General features: G+C 41.1%; 16 protein-coding genes. All 16 read right to left on the bottom strand.

From position 1 onward, the window contains the following. Positions 1–7 precede the first annotated feature (7 nt). A complete protein-coding gene (gene flhA, locus OCI93_RS09575) occupies positions 8–2104 on the bottom strand; it encodes a flagellar biosynthesis protein FlhA (protein ID WP_261592212.1) in 2097 nt (698 codons plus the stop codon). A 64-nt stretch (positions 2105–2168) separates the two neighbouring features. Continuing rightward, positions 2169–3299, bottom strand: coding sequence for a flagellar biosynthesis protein FlhB (gene flhB, locus OCI93_RS09570; RefSeq protein ID WP_261592211.1), 1131 nt, complete (start codon positions 3297–3299; stop codon positions 2169–2171). A gap of 3 nt (positions 3300–3302) precedes the next feature. Then, positions 3303–4082, bottom strand: a complete 780-nt coding sequence (fliR, locus tag OCI93_RS09565; protein WP_261592210.1) for a flagellar biosynthetic protein FliR — start codon at positions 4080–4082, stop codon at positions 3303–3305. Between the two features lie 2 nt (positions 4083–4084). Then, entirely contained in the window at positions 4085–4354 is a 270-nt protein-coding gene (fliQ, locus tag OCI93_RS09560) for a flagellar biosynthesis protein FliQ (protein ID WP_261592209.1), read from the bottom strand. 1 nt (position 4355) lies between these two features. Further along, a complete protein-coding gene (fliP, locus tag OCI93_RS09555; RefSeq protein WP_261626286.1) occupies positions 4356–5096 on the bottom strand; it encodes a flagellar type III secretion system pore protein FliP in 741 nt (246 codons plus the stop codon). Then, positions 5089–5481, bottom strand: a complete 393-nt coding sequence (gene fliO, locus OCI93_RS09550) for a flagellar biosynthetic protein FliO (RefSeq protein ID WP_261592207.1) — start codon at positions 5479–5481, stop codon at positions 5089–5091. Before fliO ends, fliP begins: the two co-directional genes overlap by 8 nt. Before the next feature lie 5 nt (positions 5482–5486). Beyond that, positions 5487–5888: a flagellar motor switch protein FliN gene (fliN, locus tag OCI93_RS09545; protein ID WP_261592206.1), complete on the bottom strand. Its 402-nt coding sequence runs from the start codon at positions 5886–5888 to the stop codon at positions 5487–5489. A gap of 28 nt (positions 5889–5916) precedes the next feature. Next, on the bottom strand, positions 5917–7008 hold the full coding sequence (gene fliM, locus OCI93_RS09540; protein ID WP_261592205.1) for a flagellar motor switch protein FliM: 1092 nt from the start codon (positions 7006–7008) through the stop codon (positions 5917–5919). Positions 7009–7016: 8 nt separating this feature from the next. Beyond that, the gene (gene fliL, locus OCI93_RS09535) at positions 7017–7541 is read right to left on the bottom strand and encodes a flagellar basal body-associated protein FliL (RefSeq protein ID WP_261592204.1); all 525 of its coding nucleotides are present in this window, start codon (positions 7539–7541) and stop codon (positions 7017–7019) included. 56 nt (positions 7542–7597) lie between these two features. Further along, positions 7598–9715 carry a flagellar hook-length control protein FliK gene (locus OCI93_RS09530; protein ID WP_261626285.1) on the bottom strand — a complete coding sequence of 706 codons (2118 nt, stop codon included), beginning with the start codon at positions 9713–9715 and terminating at the stop codon, positions 7598–7600. 77 nt (positions 9716–9792) lie between these two features. Next, complete coding sequence (gene fliJ, locus OCI93_RS09525) at positions 9793–10233, bottom strand: flagellar export protein FliJ (RefSeq protein WP_261592429.1); 441 nt, start codon at positions 10231–10233, stop codon at positions 9793–9795. Continuing rightward, complete coding sequence (gene fliI, locus OCI93_RS09520; protein WP_261592202.1) at positions 10233–11564, bottom strand: flagellar protein export ATPase FliI; 1332 nt, start codon at positions 11562–11564, stop codon at positions 10233–10235. Before fliI ends, fliJ begins: the two co-directional genes overlap by 1 nt. 14 nt (positions 11565–11578) lie before the next feature. Beyond that, a complete protein-coding gene (gene fliH / locus OCI93_RS09515) occupies positions 11579–12397 on the bottom strand; it encodes a flagellar assembly protein FliH (protein ID WP_261592201.1) in 819 nt (272 codons plus the stop codon). A gap of 3 nt (positions 12398–12400) precedes the next feature. Then, positions 12401–13441, bottom strand: coding sequence for a flagellar motor switch protein FliG (gene fliG / locus OCI93_RS09510; protein WP_152085494.1), 1041 nt, complete (start codon positions 13439–13441; stop codon positions 12401–12403). Further along, positions 13434–15143 carry a flagellar basal-body MS-ring/collar protein FliF gene (gene fliF / locus OCI93_RS09505; protein ID WP_261592200.1) on the bottom strand — a complete coding sequence of 570 codons (1710 nt, stop codon included), beginning with the start codon at positions 15141–15143 and terminating at the stop codon, positions 13434–13436. Before fliF ends, fliG begins: the two co-directional genes overlap by 8 nt. A 22-nt stretch (positions 15144–15165) precedes the next feature. After that, a complete protein-coding gene (gene fliE / locus OCI93_RS09500; protein WP_261592199.1) occupies positions 15166–15498 on the bottom strand; it encodes a flagellar hook-basal body complex protein FliE in 333 nt (110 codons plus the stop codon). Positions 15499–15607: the final 109 nt, after the last annotated feature.

Here is a 15607-nt window from a genome sequence, read left to right as displayed (position 1 = left end):
AATCCTATTACTGTCCAACCGAGCTCACAATCTTTATTTGTCTTTCATCTGGCACTTCTTGATATGACATCACGCGAAGGCCTGGGATCGTATGTTTAACAAATCTTGAAAGCACGCTTCTTAACATACCTGAGGTTAATAAAATGGACGGATCACCTAGCATCTCTTGCGTTTGATGGGCTTCTCTCAATGAGTTCTGAAGCCGTTCCGCAAGGCCTGGTTCGATACCGGCCCCTTCATCACCTGCGTTCTGAAGTGACTGATGCAACATCTGTTCCAACTCAGGCGCCAATGTTATGACAGGGATTTCATCAGCATTACCAACCGCATCTTGAACTATTAATCTACGCAGTGAAATTCTTACTGCAGCCGTTAATACATCAGGGTCTTGGCTGCGTGGTCCGTATTCGACAAGGGTCTGAACAATTGAGCGCATGTCACGAATTGCAACGCCTTCATTAAGTAAATTTTGTAGAACTTTTACAATGGTAGTGAGAGGAAGTACATCAGGTACTAACCCTTCTACGAGTCGAGGATGACTCTTAGCCAACATGTCCAATAAGTTTTGCACTTCCTCATGCCCTAGCAATAACGAAGCATTGTTGGTTAGCAACTGACTAATATGTGTCGCAACTACTGTCGCCGCGTCAACGACTGTATAACCTAAAGAATGCGCTTCGTCTTTTTGCTCGGGTTTAATCCAAACCGCATCTAGACCAAATGCAGGGTCTTTTGTCTCCACACCCTTGATAGGACCAAATACCTGCCCTGGATTAATCGCTAGCTCGTCACCATGTTTTAATTCACCTTCGCCAGATCCAACACCCATTAATGTGATGTTATACGCGTTTGGGTCAAGCTCTAAGTTGTCACGAATATGTACTGGCGGTACCAAAAAACCAAGCTCTTGAGATAGCTTTTTACGTACGCCCTTTATGCGACTTAATAGTTCACCACCTTGCGATTGGTCAACGAGTGGAATAAGACGGTAGCCAACTTCTAAACCAATAACATCTACAGGTTGAACATCATCCCACCCCAACTCTTTTTGTTCTTGCTTGTTGGCAATATCAGTACCACTCGCTTCTTGCCCAGCATTGTTTTCAGCCGCCTCACTCTTTTGCTTATGGGTGTAATAAGCAAGATAACCTAATAAAGCGCCCAAGCTTAAAAATGCAACATGCGGCATACCAGGAACAAGCCCCATTACGGTTAAGATGCCTGAAGCGATAAACAGAGACTTTTCGTTACCAAGCTGAGACTTAAACTGATCACCCATATTATGAGACTCATTTTGTCGAGTCACCACAATTGCGGTACCAATTGATAATAAAAGTGATGGTAATTGGGCAACTAATCCATCACCGATCGTTAGCAACGTATATACTTCCATTGCCCTACCAAAAGTCAGGTCATGCTGGATCATTCCAACAAACAAACCACCGATAATATTAATTGCCAATATTACGATACCCGCTATTGCATCACCTTTTACAAACTTACTAGCACCATCCATAGAACCATAAAAGTCAGCTTCTCGAGTTACCTCTTCACGCCTAGCTCGAGCGTCTTCTGCACTTATAAACCCGGCGTTTAAATCTGCATCAATCGCCATTTGCTTACCTGGCATAGCATCCAAGGTAAAACGCGCTGACACCTCAGAAATACGTCCTGCACCTTTAGTGATTACAACAAAATTTATAATGATCAGAATTAAAAATACAACAAGACCAACAGCATAATTTCCACCAATAACTACTGAGCCAAACGCTTCAATCACTTTGCCCGCTGCATCTCCACCATTGTGCCCTTCTAAAAGTACAACACGTGTACTTGCAACATTCAAAGCCAAGCGCATAATCGTCGCAATTAACAACACAGCCGGAAACATACCAAACTCTAATGGTTTCATGGTATAAACAGTAACTAGTAAGACCACAAGAGATAATGCAATATTGAACGAAAACAGAATATCCAGCAAAAATGGGGGTAATGGCAAAATAACCATACCGAGAGCCGCAAGCACCAGTAAAGGCGTACCTACACCTTTAGCGTATTCTTTTTTATCTTTATTGAGCTGAGATAAAACTGCTTTAAATTCCATAACTTAACAACTGCAAAATATTGACACTAAGCTACTAAAGCAAGTAATGAGCCAATTATCGTTATTAATGTTTTAGGTGATCGGGAATAGACAAGTCTTTATTTAATGAGGTTGGCTTACGGCCTCGCCCCTTGTTAAAACGTTTAAGCTGAAAAACATATGCTAAAACTTGTGCCACTGCAGTAAAGAGCTGATCAGGTATTTGCTCACCTACTTCAGTAGTATGATACAAAGAACGTGTTAGTAATGGTGATTCAACAATTGGTACCTCATTACCGATGGCAACCTTACGAATTTGCATGGCCAGTTCATCAACACCTTTGGCTATGACCATCGGCGCACCTGCTTTATCGGTATCATATTTAAGCGCGACAGAATAATGTGTCGGGTTAGTCACCACCACATCAGCATCAGGTACATCTTGCATCATTCTTCGTTGTGACATTTCTCGCTGTGTTCGCCTGATACGAGCCTTAATTTGCGGATCACCTTCAGAGTTTTTATATTCATCTTTCACCTCTTGCAGTGTCATTTTTAGCTGTTTATGGTGATTATAACTTTGATAAGGCGCATCAATTGCCGAAATTATAATCAAAGTACAACTTAGTCCTAGAAACATCCATGCAAGTATCTCTAATGAATGGATAATACTGCCTGGTACTGCCTCAATACTAAGGTGCAGTATTTCATAAAAAAAAGTGTTAATAAGAAAAATTGCAGCGCCTGCAACCAATATAAACTTTAGGATCGACTTGATTAGTTCAACTGCAGCCTGCGGTCCAAGCATACGCTTTAAGCCTTTCATAGGAGACATTTTACTTGCTTTAGGCGCTGCTGCTTGCCAACTAAAGTTAAACCCACCAAGTAGCGTATTACCCACAACACCAGCTAAAGCAATAATGAGTACAAACATAGAAAATGGAAATAGTAATTCTGCGAAAGCCATATCCCATACAGAAAACATTTTAGTTGTATCATATGTTTCATTACGATTAAGAGTTAAGGCGCGGCCCATAATATTATACAACCCCTGACCGAGCGCAGGTCCATACAATAACAAGGCAATAGCAGAAAAAATCAAAACAAATGTTGTGCCAAGTTCTTTAGAACGCGCAATTTGCCCCTTTTTCCGCGCCTCTTCTATTTTCTTTGAGGTAGGTTCTTCGGTACGTTCTTGGCCTGAATCTTCTGCCATTGCTTACACCGTACATCCAATTAAGTTACACATTAACTCCGTCATTTTCAGCCATTGAAATTCGTATTGAACCACAAAATTACCGAGCGTAGCCCAAATGATTGTCAAACCTGCTATCAACGTAAACGCAAACCCTACTGAAAAAATATTCATTTGAGGCGCTGCCCGAGTCATTATGCCAAATGAAATATTGATAACTAACATAGCTGTTAAAGGAGCAAGTGAAAGCGCTAATGCAGTTGCAAACATCCACCCTCCCCAATTAATAATTAGCCAATAGCTATCAACCACCCACCACTGCCCATTAATAGGGAGCGTTTCAAAACTAAAAATAATCATTTTCAGCATCATTAAATGACCATTAAAGACAAAAAAGAGCAGTGTCGATAAAATGAGATAAAACTGCCCTACTGCAGGTACACTCAACCCGTTTGCTGGGTCTACCACAGATGCAAAACCCAAACCGGTTTGCATTGCTAAAATCTGACCTGCAATGATAAATGTATTTAGTAATAATAATGATGCAAACCCAATTGCTATACCAATAATCATTTGCTGAATAACAACAAATACCATACCAAAAGAAAACAAGTCGACAAACTGGGAGGGGGGAAGTACAGGCATCACCGCTAGAGTAATAACCACTGACAACGCCATCTTTATTCGCGCTGGCACTGTTTTAGCACCTAAGCCAGCCATTATCATGATCATCGAGCTAATGCGAACTAAGGGAAGCAACAAGTCACTAAGCCACTGTATAATAACGGCTAAAGGAAATTCCATTCCTAACCTGCTATTTCAGGGATCCGCATTACAATCCCGATAAAAAAGTCCATCAACACTTGTGTAAACCAATGCCCTCCAATGATGAGCGCAACAATTGTAATAATCAACCTGGGTAAAAAGCTTAAAGTTTGTTCATTAATTGATGTCGCTGCTTGAAATACAGCAACAACGAGGCCAACCAATAAACCGGGTAGAACGATTGCCGCAACCAGTTTTATCACTATAAAAAGCGAGTCACTTAGAATATCAACAAATACTTCTGGTTCCATGTCACGTTCCTAAGCCAAAACTGCGGGCTAACGTACCCATTACCAAACCCCAGCCATCAACTAATACAAACAGCATAATTTTAAATGGTAAAGACACTATCATCGGCGATAACATCATCATACCCATTGCCATTAAAACACTGGCTACGACTAAGTCAACAATCAGAAAGGGTATAAAAAACATGAAACCAATAATAAATGCAGTTTGCAACTCACTCGTTACAAACGCAGGGATAATAACTATAAACGGCGTATCTTCTGGCTTATCAAGACTGTCATATCCTGCTATTTTAGCGAAGGTTTCTAAATCTTTAATTCGTGTTTGAGACAACATAAATGTTTTTAACGGCTCTTTCGCTTGATTTAAAGCTTGCAGCGAGGTCATTTCTTCATTGAGATAAGGTTGAACTGCCTTATCGTGTATTTGGCTAAATATCGGTGCCATAATGAAAAAAGTTAAAAACAAAGACATACCCAGAAGAATCTGGTTAGAAGGTGTTTGTTGGAGGCCTATAGCTTGTCTCAAAATTGCTAAAACGACGATAATACGGGTGAAAGACGTCATCATTATAACTGCCGCTGGAATAAAACTCAGCGCGGTCATAATAGCAAGTACTTGTAGAGTTACAGAGTATTCTTGAGACCCATCTGGGTTAGTCGTAATACTCAGAGCATCAATTCCTTCTGCTCCCGCATAAGGAAAAAAGCCGATACTTATCAATACGATGAGAAATCTAATCATTTAAATTATTCTTGTTATTTTGCTTGCCAATAAACCGACTCAACTCTTTCGCAAATACCGGCATATCAGCCTGCTCAAGCGGCTGTTCAAGCTGATATAAATAGTTAATACTGCCAGGCGTTACACCTAATAAATGCTGCTTATTATCTATCTCAATTACCATCAGCCGCTCTTTTGTTCCAAGTGGCAAACTACGGATAACTTTAAAACCTGGTGTGTTACCAATATTAGGGTTAAACCTTTTAACCAAAAAGCCTAACCCTATCACAAGTAAAACGACCAACATCAGCGATAAGCCCACTGACAACAGCTCGGTACTTAACCCCGAAGCTGCAGACTTTGCGGCTACAGGTGTAGCAAAAGCTAACAATAACCATAGTGTCATTTTATTCATCGTAACTTTTTAATTCGTTCAACTTGGCTAATAACATCAGTTAAACGAATACCAAATTTATCATTCACTACAACTACTTCACCATGTGCGATCAAAGTTCCGTTAACCAATACATCTAACGGCTCACCAGCAACTCTGTCAAGTTCAACAACCGAACCTTGGTTTAGTTGCAGCAAATTCCGAATATTGATTTTAGAACGCCCCACCTCCATTGATATGGTGACAGGTATATCTAAAATTGTATCTAACTTGCGCTTTTCATCTGGAGATAAGTTATCGGTTGAGTCCTTAAGCTCATCAAGCTCAGCAACTTCAGGCTCACCATCTGGTGCATCAGTCTCTTCAGCTTCTGCTAGGGCTGCAGCCCATTCATCCATTGTATCTTGATCATCGCTCATACTATCAAAACCTTTATATAATCAATCTTTACCAATCTAAGTCCACACCTTCTGATAGGTGTAAATCTTCTTCCAATTCCGCTAATTCTGCATCTGAATCGAGTTTTTTGCCACCCTTTGTAAATACATGTAACTCTGATTTAACAGACTCTGGGCGTTTAATTTTCTCACTTATTTGCAAGGCAACGTTATCACGTGAGCGCCCCATTTTTGCCCTAAATGTTGGTAGTTCTTCTACAAATACCGTAATGTGTTCAGGCATTTCAACGGGAATAACATCACCCGCCTTCAAATCCATAATTTGTGCAAGCGTCAAATCAATTTCTAATAATTGGGTTGAAAGTTCAACTTCAACATCCATAATTTCATCGCGTAATGCTTTACTCCACCGTAGGTCAGTATCTTCTGTATCAGATTGTACACCCGCATCTAATAACTCTCTGATAGGCTCCAACATGGAGTAAGGTAGAGATATGTGAAAATCCCCTCCACCACCATCAAGTTCTATATGAAATGAGCTGATCACCACCACTTCTGTTGGGCTTACAATATTAGCCATTGCAGGGTTTACTTCAGAATCAAGATACTCGAACGACACATCCATGACTGGTGCCCAAGCTTCTTTGTAATCTTCAAAAATAATTTTTAGCAACATTTGAACAATGCGTCGCTCTGTTGGCGTAAACTCTCGCCCTTCTATTTTTGCATGATATCGACCATCACCACCAAAAAAGTTATCTACTAGGATAAATACAAGTCGCGCTTCCATGGTGATTAGACCCGTACCTTTTAACGGTCTAAAGCGCACCATATTTAAGCTGGTTGGTACAAATAAGGTGTGAATATACTCCCCAAACTTCAGCATTTGCACACCGTTAATCGATACTTCAGCAGTACGACGCATCATGTTAAATAAACTGATACGCATATGGCGTGCAAAACGTTCGTTCACAATTTCAAGCGTTGGCATCCGACCGCGAACAATACGGTCTTGAGACGAAAAGTCATACTGTAGCGCAGTTGAATCACCCTCATCATCGCCGCCTACCTCTTCCTCTTCAACATCATCAACACCATGTAATAGCGCATCGATTTCGTCTTGGGATAATAAATCACTCACTTAAGACCTCACTGCATTACAAAGCCGGTAAAAAGTACGCGTTCAATGACTTTACTACCTTCAACCCCTTCCATTGCTTCTTGAACTTTATCAACGGCTGACAAGCGTAATGTTTCTTTTCCTGCACTCGTACTCAATTCATCAGCTGTTGTGGTAGAAAAGACACTCAAAAGTGTACCTTCAATAAGAGGAATATGTTTTTTAGCAACTTCTTCATTAACATCCCCACGCACAAGTAGTTGCACTTTTATTTGTACAATACGATCTCGACTCGCACCTGGTACGTTAAAAACAAATGGCCTTGGCATTGCAACATATAGTGCACTGCCTGTTTCAGCAGAAGAGCTACTTGATTCAACAGTCTGAGATACCGTTTCTTCTTCTGCTAGAGTTTCAACAGGCTCATCATCAGCGGATGTTAAAAACAATACTGCTACAACGACTAAAACTACTGCGGCAATAGCTGCAATAATAATAATTTTCTTTTTATTACCACCCGTTTCTTCAATCTCTAAATCGGTTTCTTCTGCCATGTTAATCCTTGTTTAAGCTACAAAGCTAAGGGCCTATTTCTATATAATAGCAGTAGTTAGGCGTAATAATCTATTGAAGAACCATCGTTTAGAGATTGTTGAGTCGGTGATTGACTATTTTTTTCGTCCTCACCGTGCTCCAACGATGACGATTGTGACTGCCCTTGCTGTTCAGAGCCTAACTCTTGCTCGCCTTGTGACCCATCACCTTGCTCTATATTACTTTCTCCAAGTTCAATGCCTTGCTCTGCAAGCATCTCTTTTAATTTTGGCATAGACTGCTCTAGCAAATCTTTAGCTTGCTGATTTTGAACGATAAAGTTTACTTGTGCCTGCTCTGCATCCGTTCGGATACGTATTTGCATAGCGCCTAGCTCTCTGGGGTCTAAACGTATTTCAGCCTCTTGATTATTCAAGTTCAGCATCATAGACACTTTCTCTTGCAGTATTTTCGCAGCATCATTTCTAGCAATATTTACCGCTTGTAACATTTGTGGATCTACTTGTATTTTTTGCGCTGTTGCATGGTTTTGCTGTGTTTGAATATTTTTAGGGGCTTCGTCTAATTGCTGCATATAATTAACAAATTCAGTATATTGTGAAGCACTTCCATTTGTTAATGGAGCCGCAATTGCTTTAAATAGTTGCTCTACTTGAGGCGTCGGCATCGCTTGACCCAAAGAGGATATTGACGCACTCATGTCTTGTTTTATTTTGGAACTCACGTTTTGCTCTGCGCCGTGATTTCCTTCAGTCTTAATTCCAAATTTAGCTTCATGCTTAGCTGTATCTTTATCTACTTTGGTACTGTTGTACGCTGCTGGCTTGTTTTTAGCCACTAAAACACTTGCTGCTGCTAAGTTAGCGTCATTGGATAATGACTTATCGGTAAAAACCTGCTTTTCTTCTAACGCCTTCAGTTGAGATAACGCTTGCTCAACAAGCGGTGTAGACCTTCCCTCATTAGTTAACTGCTGTAAGCCCTGCTTTAGCGCACTTCTTTCTTTAGGTGTTAAAGAGGCTAACTGTTGCGCTAGTCGTTGCTCTACAGAGTACTCTTTAATCGATGCTAAACTTGTGCTTTCTTTTGGTAAGTGGGACTCAGTTTGCTTTACTATTTCACCTATTTGTTTGGCCAATTCATTTTGTTTTCTCACGGATGGTGTATCAGCTGATTGTTGTTCCACATCACCTTGTTGTGATGTATGTAACGCAGCAATACTTTGCTTATCTTCATTCAAACTTCTCGTATCAGCTGGTGTTTTTATCTGATCACCTGCTTCTTTAACTTCCTTGCTATGCTCAATCTGTGAACTTACTTTTTCAAGCTTATGTGCCAATTCTGCTTTGCTGGGCTGTAAAGTTTGCTGCAATAATTGGTCTTTACCTTCACGAGCAGCTTCCCCAGCTTCATTTTTTATTTGTGCGTTTAACTTTAATGGAGTAACAATTTCTTCCTTACTCATTTTCGTATCTGAATCAACTAGTTCATTCACTTTAGTTTCAGAGCCAACCATTTTGTCAACCTCCTCAACACGATTAAAGTCTGTATTTTTCACAACTGAAACCGACTCACCCTCTAAATGAGAAGTTGAAGTACTTTTTTTCGAATTTAAAAAATCAATTATTTTTATTGTATCGGCCTGACTAACTTCGCCTTCATTGGAAGTGGCTATTGGATGCACGACTACATCCGTTTTTTGTTGATTCGCGGCGTTGATCTGAGCTATTAGCTCATCGACTGCTTTAGGTAATACCTGCTGTTTGGTCGATTCCGCTACCACTGGCTTGTGGTCTGAAACTTCCTCAGTTGGCTCTTCAGCTAACTGGTTTTGGTTTTCAGTTGTTGAAGTTGATAACGCTTGCTTTGCCAAATTGCTGGCTGAGTCAGAGCTATCAACTATTAATTCTTTAGAAGTTGAAGTGTCAGAAGTTGAAGTGTCAGAAGTTGAAGTGTCAGAAGTTGAAGTGTCAGAAGCTGAAGTGTCAGAAACTGAAGTGTCAGAAACTGAAGTGTCAGGGGTTTCTTTGTCACTTGCATCGGTTAACATCTTAAATGTAGAAAGGAAACTATTCGGTTCGTCCGCTAAATTATCACTTTGCGTGCTGAAAACATCTTGCGAACCTGTTCCATTCGCTAAAGTCTTAGTATTGTTAAAAGTTATATTAAGCATTTGGGTACCTGCGAGGCGGCAATTTTGAACCGCAATTACATCACTAATGAGTTAGCAGCAAAAATCGAGCCATAATATTAAGCTCGGCGACGCATAAACTGATTTGTTGCAAACTCATCTAGCATTTTTTGCTCTGCTTTATTTATACGTGTTTGATGGGCGACTTGTTTTTTCTCTATTAGTTTTGCAATGGCCTTTGCTTTAACTTGCTGAGCAAGCCAAAGCGTTTTTCGTTGCTCAACCACCTGTTTCGCAGTATTAACCGTGCTTGCTTGTTGTAAAATAGCTTCTTCAATCTTTTTTATAAACGCATGATATTGAGTAAAACCGCCACTGGTCAAACCTTGCTTTGCCTTAATGTGAAGTTGCTGAGCATACTCTAAACGAAAATCATTAAGCCCAGATAGCTTCTGCTGATTATCGTTTAAGTGATGCTGCGCCTGCATATAGTTAACTCGCAGAGATTCTTCTTTTTCTGACTCAAGTTTATAGAGTAAATCTAGTTTATTATTGGCCATCATTCTTGTCCTAGCAACTTAGCAAGCTCTTGTAAGCACTGATCATAATTAAGTACTTCTTTCATCCCTTGCTGTAAAAAACCATTGATTGTTGGCATCATAATAATTGCCTGATCAAGCATTTGGTCACTGCCTTTTTGATATGCTCCTAATGTGATCATGTCTTTGTTTTGTTGATACATTGCATAAACTTGTTTAAGTACTCTTGCCTGCTGCAAGTGACTTTCAGAGATCACTTGAGGCATGACTCGACTTATTGATTTTTCTATATCAATTGCAGGGTAATGGCCGCTATCAGCCAAATCTCGCGAAAGCACAATGTGCCCATCAAGTATTGCTCTAGCAGCATCAGCAATCGGGTCTTGCATATCATCCCCTTCGCTTAACACCGTGAAAAAAGCGGTGATTGAACCTTGCCCTTCCCCACCATTGCCAGCACGCTCAACCAACGCGGGTAATTTTGCGAACACTGAAGGTGGATAGCCTTTTGTCGCAGGTGGCTCACCCACAGCCAGTGCTATTTCACGTTGCGCCATGGCATATCGAGTGACAGAATCTAATAACAATAAAACGTTCAAGCCTTGATCACGGAAGTATTCAGCAATAGTTACTGCACTTTCACACCCTTTCAAACGCATCAGTGGTGATGCATCTGCGGGAGCCGCTACCACCACTGAGCGCTTACGTCCCTCTGCACCTAAAATCTCATCTATAAACTCTTTAACCTCACGGCCACGCTCACCCACTAAACCTACGACAATTACATCGGCTTCACTTCCTCGTGTCATCATACCAAGTAGCACTGACTTACCCACACCACTTCCTGCGAATAAGCCCATCCTCTGGCCTCGTCCAACTGTAATAACCGAGTTAATTGCCCTTACCCCCACATCCATAGGCTGATTAATGGGTCTTCTCGCAAGCGGGTTAATGGTATTTTGTGCAAATTTAAGCGTGTGCTCAGCGTGGATTGCTCCAAGTCCATCAAGAGGCCGCCCTAAACCATCAACTACACGGCCAAGCAAGCTCATGCCAACAGGCAATCCCGTTTCTTTCAATTGTGGAATAACACGAGCGCCTGGTAACACACCTGATATGTGATCATTAGGCATTAGATATAAAGTATCATCGTTAAAACCAACGACTTCTGCATCCACCAGCCCTCGAGTAGTTTCAATTTTACACTGGCTTCCTACTGGCGCACTAAGCCCCCGTGCTTCAAGCGTTAAACCTACAACTCTCGTTAAACTGCCAGCGACGGGCACTGTAAATGGTCTGATATGCTTTTTATATTTTGATAAACGCTCAGCAAGCGGACTTTCAACACTCATGGTATAGCCAAATATTACGACTCGATACCACTGTCATGCAAAAAGTCTTCCAAAATTTCTTTCATTCTTGTTTTGAGTGTCATGTCGATAGAAGATTGAGACGTTTTTACCTCTACGCCCCCTCTTTCTAAAGTGGGTTCAGGCAATAGATGCCAATGTTGTGCTGCGAGTTGCTGCTCACCGTAGGCCGTTTTAACAAGTTCTAGGTCATCAGGATGCAAATGCACTTTTACTGTTTGATCCGAAATAGGTAACGCATCCATGGCTTTTTTTAAGGCGAGTAAAACAACGTTTGGATCTAAGGCTACTTCACGAAAAATAACTTCCTGCGCCAATAAATTGGCTAACTGTACTAACTGCTTTTCACATTGTTCATCAACCAAACGTAATGGCTCATGTAATTCATTCACAATAAGCGTCAATGTCTGTAGCTTTTCTTCGATGAGCGGCTTTGCTTCATCTTCCCCTTGTTGTTTACCAATCTCAACACCTTCTTTGTAACCCGCTTCTTTGCCTTCAGATACACCCTTATCAAAGCCATCAATATAGCCTTGCTCATGACCTTGTTTGATACCTTCATCGTAAGCATCTTGGCGAATTTGCTCTAACTCTTCCAAGGTCAAAGTCGGGAATTCCGGCTCTTGGCTATCAGAGTCTTTCGGTTTCTTTTCAGGCTTTTGATATACTTGCTCCAGTGGCTTACCAAAGGCAGTTGAACGGCCCGAATACTTACGAGGATCTTCTGATACATCAGGAATAGGCCAGTTTTTCAGTAACTCATCAAGTGCTTCGCCCTCAACAGGCCGACCTTTATAAAATTTAGTATCAGTCATAAATTATAAGAACTCCTCACCACCACCGCCACCAAGCATAATTTCACCTGAATCAGCCAGACGACGGGCTGTAGATAAGATCTCTTTTTGTGCGGCTTCTACTTCGCTTATACGCACAGGTGGCATAGCTTCTAAATCATCAGCGAGCATTTCTGCTGCACGTTTTGACATATTACCGAGAATTTTATCTTTAAGTGCATCATCCGTACCTTTGATTGCTTTCATAAGCACATCTTGCTGTACTTCACGTAATATTGCCTGAATACCGCGATCATCCACATCCAATAAGTTTTCAAATACGAACATTAAGTCCTGAATTTGTTGCGACATTTCTTCGTCATGCTCACGAATTGAGTCCATTAACTGCCCTTCGACATTGGTATCTAAGTAGTTCATTATATCAGCAGCAGCTTTTAAACCACCCATTTTCGCGGCTTGTGCGCCTGCTTGACCAGCAAATTGTTTTTCCATAATCTCGTTTAGCTCCTGCAATGCAGCAGGTTGTACTTCTTCAAGATTTGCAATACGCATCGTTAAGTCAAGTCGCACTTTTTCTGGAAATTGTGACAAGATCTCAGCTGATTGCTCAGGCTCCAAATATGACAATACGATTGTTTGAATTTGCGGGTGCTCATTACGGATAATATTGGCAACCTGTTTTGAATCCATCCATTTTAAAGAATCAAGGCCTTTAGCCCCTGAGCCCATCACAATTTGATCAATAAGGCTTGCCGCCTTATCTTCACCAAGCGCCGCTGTAAGTGCTTTTTTGATAAAGTCTTCAGATTGGAACCCAATGGTACTAAAACTTTGTATTTGTTCTATAAACAGATTATGAACAGCACTTATTTTTGCTTGCGACAAATCATCAAGTGCGGCCATTGCCATGCCGACACGTTGTACTTGCTTAGGCTCTAAGTGCTTTAAAATTTGTGCAGCATCTTCTTCCGATAAGCTAAGCAACAAAATGGCGGCTTTATCTACGCCATCAAGTTTATTGACGTCATACGCAGCGGGTAGTTGTTTTTGTTCTTCATCAGTCATCTTCTGTTAACCACGCTTTCACTACTTGTGATGATAATTCTGGTTCATTGGCAACGAGTGCACGTACCGCTTTGAGTAAGTCTTCGTCACCATGTAAGTCAGGTAATTGTAAAGTACCATCTGATGAGAAGCCAACAGCAGCTGAGTCAAATTCGTGATTTAGCATATCTAACGTACTATCACCTAAATCCACGCCTGCCGTAAGTGAATCTTCATCAAACTCTTCTAACGTATCATCTGGATAAATTAAACGTTTCAACATCGGTCTAACAACCGCTAGAATCAGTACAATGATAACCAGAGCACCTAACGCTAAACGAGTCGTTTTCATAAACCACTCTTGCTCCCAAAGTGGCAACTCTGCAGCTTCAGCCATGTCTTCTCGTACAAATGGCACTGTTACCACTTCTAGTGCATCACCTCGTTGCATATCAAAGCCAACTCCACCTTGTAACAAACGGCGAATGTTTGCTAAATCTTCTTGTGCTCGTGGTTGCAGCGTTACATTGCCTTCAGCATCTGCTTTGGGTAAATAATCAACCGCCACCGATACACTGATGCGACGGATCACGCCAGTTTGTTGACGCTTATGACTAATTGTAGTGTCTAATTCATAGTTTCGCGTTGCTTCTTTTTGCATTCGGCTTGGATTAGATGCACTGCCCGCATTACCATTACCTGCTACTTCAGGAATATTTGAGTTGACTGGGGGTTGATTACTTAAAGCGCCGGGAATACCGACAGCCAAACCACCAATGTTATTCTCTTCAAATGTTGTCTCACTGCGTACCGCTGGCAAGTCCGGGTTGTAGCGTTTTTGGGTCTCTTCGATAGCACTAAAGTCCATCGTTAAATCAACCTGAGCAGTGTACTTACCTAATCCAATAACAGGGATCAAAATACTGTCAATCTTTTCTAGATATTCTTGCTCTCTTTTACGCTCAAGGTCATACTCTTTACGAGAACGTGCTGCAAGCGAATCTTGCGAGCCTGAATTCAGTAAGCGACCATTTTGATCTGTAACAGTCACTCGCGCTGGTTCTAGTCCTTGTACAGCAGAAGCAATGATATCCACTATTGAATCTATTTCTTCACCACCTAGGGTTCTGCCACGTTTTAATGTGAGTACTACGGTAGCTGATGGCTTTTTCTCACGACGAGCAAACACGTTCTCTTTTGGTATAGCTAACAATACTTTGGCACGATTAATGTCGTCTAATTCTTCAATTGTACGCGCTAGCTGCTGCTCACGACTATGCTTTAACCGTTCTCGCTCTAATCTTTGGCTGACACCAAAGCCCATGTCCTGCATTAAAATATCCGTACCCGAACTTGGTGCTTGCGTAAATCCATCACGTGCCATTTGTAATTTTATGGTTTGATAATCATTTTCAGCTACCAATATGGTATTGCCATCTAATTCATAATCAATTTTTTGAGCGTCTAAAAAGTCCAATGTTTGCACTAGCTCTTCGGTAGGATATTGACCAAGTGGGCGCATATCTGGTTGCTGTGCCCAAATAATAATAAACACAGCAATAGCTAAGCAGATAGCTAAGGCAATAATTAAAGTAACTTGGCGAAGCATATCAACGCCACTTAGCGCACTCAGATAACCTGATTTTTGCTCTTGCTGTTCACCAGAATCTGCACCAGTTGCGCCATCCGATAAAGCCAGTTCTGTTGATTGATTCGTTGCCACAGTTATTCTCCACTACCTAAGCTTAAACAGGCATGCTCATGATTTGTTTATATGACTCTACAAGCTTATTTCTAACTTGTACCGTCGCCTCAAAAGCCACTGACGATTTTTGAGAAGCAATCATGACTTCAGCGAGCGACACGCTGCGATCACCCATCTCCAGTGCCGTTACTTTTGATTTTGCATCTTTTTGCAAGCCACTGACCGTATTAATAGCATCTGATAGCATATCGCCAAACTGCGCTGATGAATTTGCTGATGTCTGTACTGGCAGACTATCTTGCGGTTTATTGCGTGTAGCTTCTGAAGCTAACGACTGCATTTCTTGATATAAAGCATTGGGTTGAATGTTCATTGTGCTCACCCTTTTTACTAAAGATACATAGATAAAGCACAATTCATGCCAAAATAAAAACCAACTATAACAGTTAGTTACAAGCAAAGCGGGCTGTCATGATTTTGAC

Source organism: Pseudoalteromonas holothuriae (assembly GCF_945859825.1).
Classification (GTDB): Bacteria; Pseudomonadota; Gammaproteobacteria; order Enterobacterales; family Alteromonadaceae; genus Pseudoalteromonas; species Pseudoalteromonas holothuriae.
This window is presented reverse-complemented; position numbering and strand designations above follow the sequence as displayed.

Coding starts and splice junctions, on each gene's coding strand:
- flhA (WP_261592212.1), bottom strand. CDS start 2,104: ATGGAATTTAAAGCAGTTTTATCTCAGCTCAATAAAGATAAAAAAGAA.
- flhB (WP_261592211.1), bottom strand. CDS start 3,299: ATGGCAGAAGATTCAGGCCAAGAACGTACCGAAGAACCTACCTCAAAG.
- fliR (WP_261592210.1), bottom strand. CDS start 4,082: ATGGAATTTCCTTTAGCCGTTATTATACAGTGGCTTAGTGACTTGTTG.
- fliQ (WP_261592209.1), bottom strand. CDS start 4,354: ATGGAACCAGAAGTATTTGTTGATATTCTAAGTGACTCGCTTTTTATA.
- fliP (WP_261626286.1), bottom strand. CDS start 5,096: ATGATTAGATTTCTCATCGTATTGATAAGTATCGGCTTTTTTCCTTAT.
- fliO (WP_261592207.1), bottom strand. CDS start 5,481: ATGACACTATGGTTATTGTTAGCTTTTGCTACACCTGTAGCCGCAAAG.
- fliN (WP_261592206.1), bottom strand. CDS start 5,888: ATGAGCGATGATCAAGATACAATGGATGAATGGGCTGCAGCCCTAGCA.
- fliL (WP_261592204.1), bottom strand. CDS start 7,541: ATGGCAGAAGAAACCGATTTAGAGATTGAAGAAACGGGTGGTAATAAA.
- OCI93_RS09530 (WP_261626285.1), bottom strand. CDS start 9,715: ATGCTTAATATAACTTTTAACAATACTAAGACTTTAGCGAATGGAACA.
- fliJ (WP_261592429.1), bottom strand. CDS start 10,233: ATGGCCAATAATAAACTAGATTTACTCTATAAACTTGAGTCAGAAAAA.
- fliI (WP_261592202.1), bottom strand. CDS start 11,564: ATGAGTGTTGAAAGTCCGCTTGCTGAGCGTTTATCAAAATATAAAAAG.
- fliH (WP_261592201.1), bottom strand. CDS start 12,397: ATGACTGATACTAAATTTTATAAAGGTCGGCCTGTTGAGGGCGAAGCA.
- fliG (WP_152085494.1), bottom strand. CDS start 13,441: ATGACTGATGAAGAACAAAAACAACTACCCGCTGCGTATGACGTCAAT.
- fliE (WP_261592199.1), bottom strand. CDS start 15,498: ATGAACATTCAACCCAATGCTTTATATCAAGAAATGCAGTCGTTAGCT.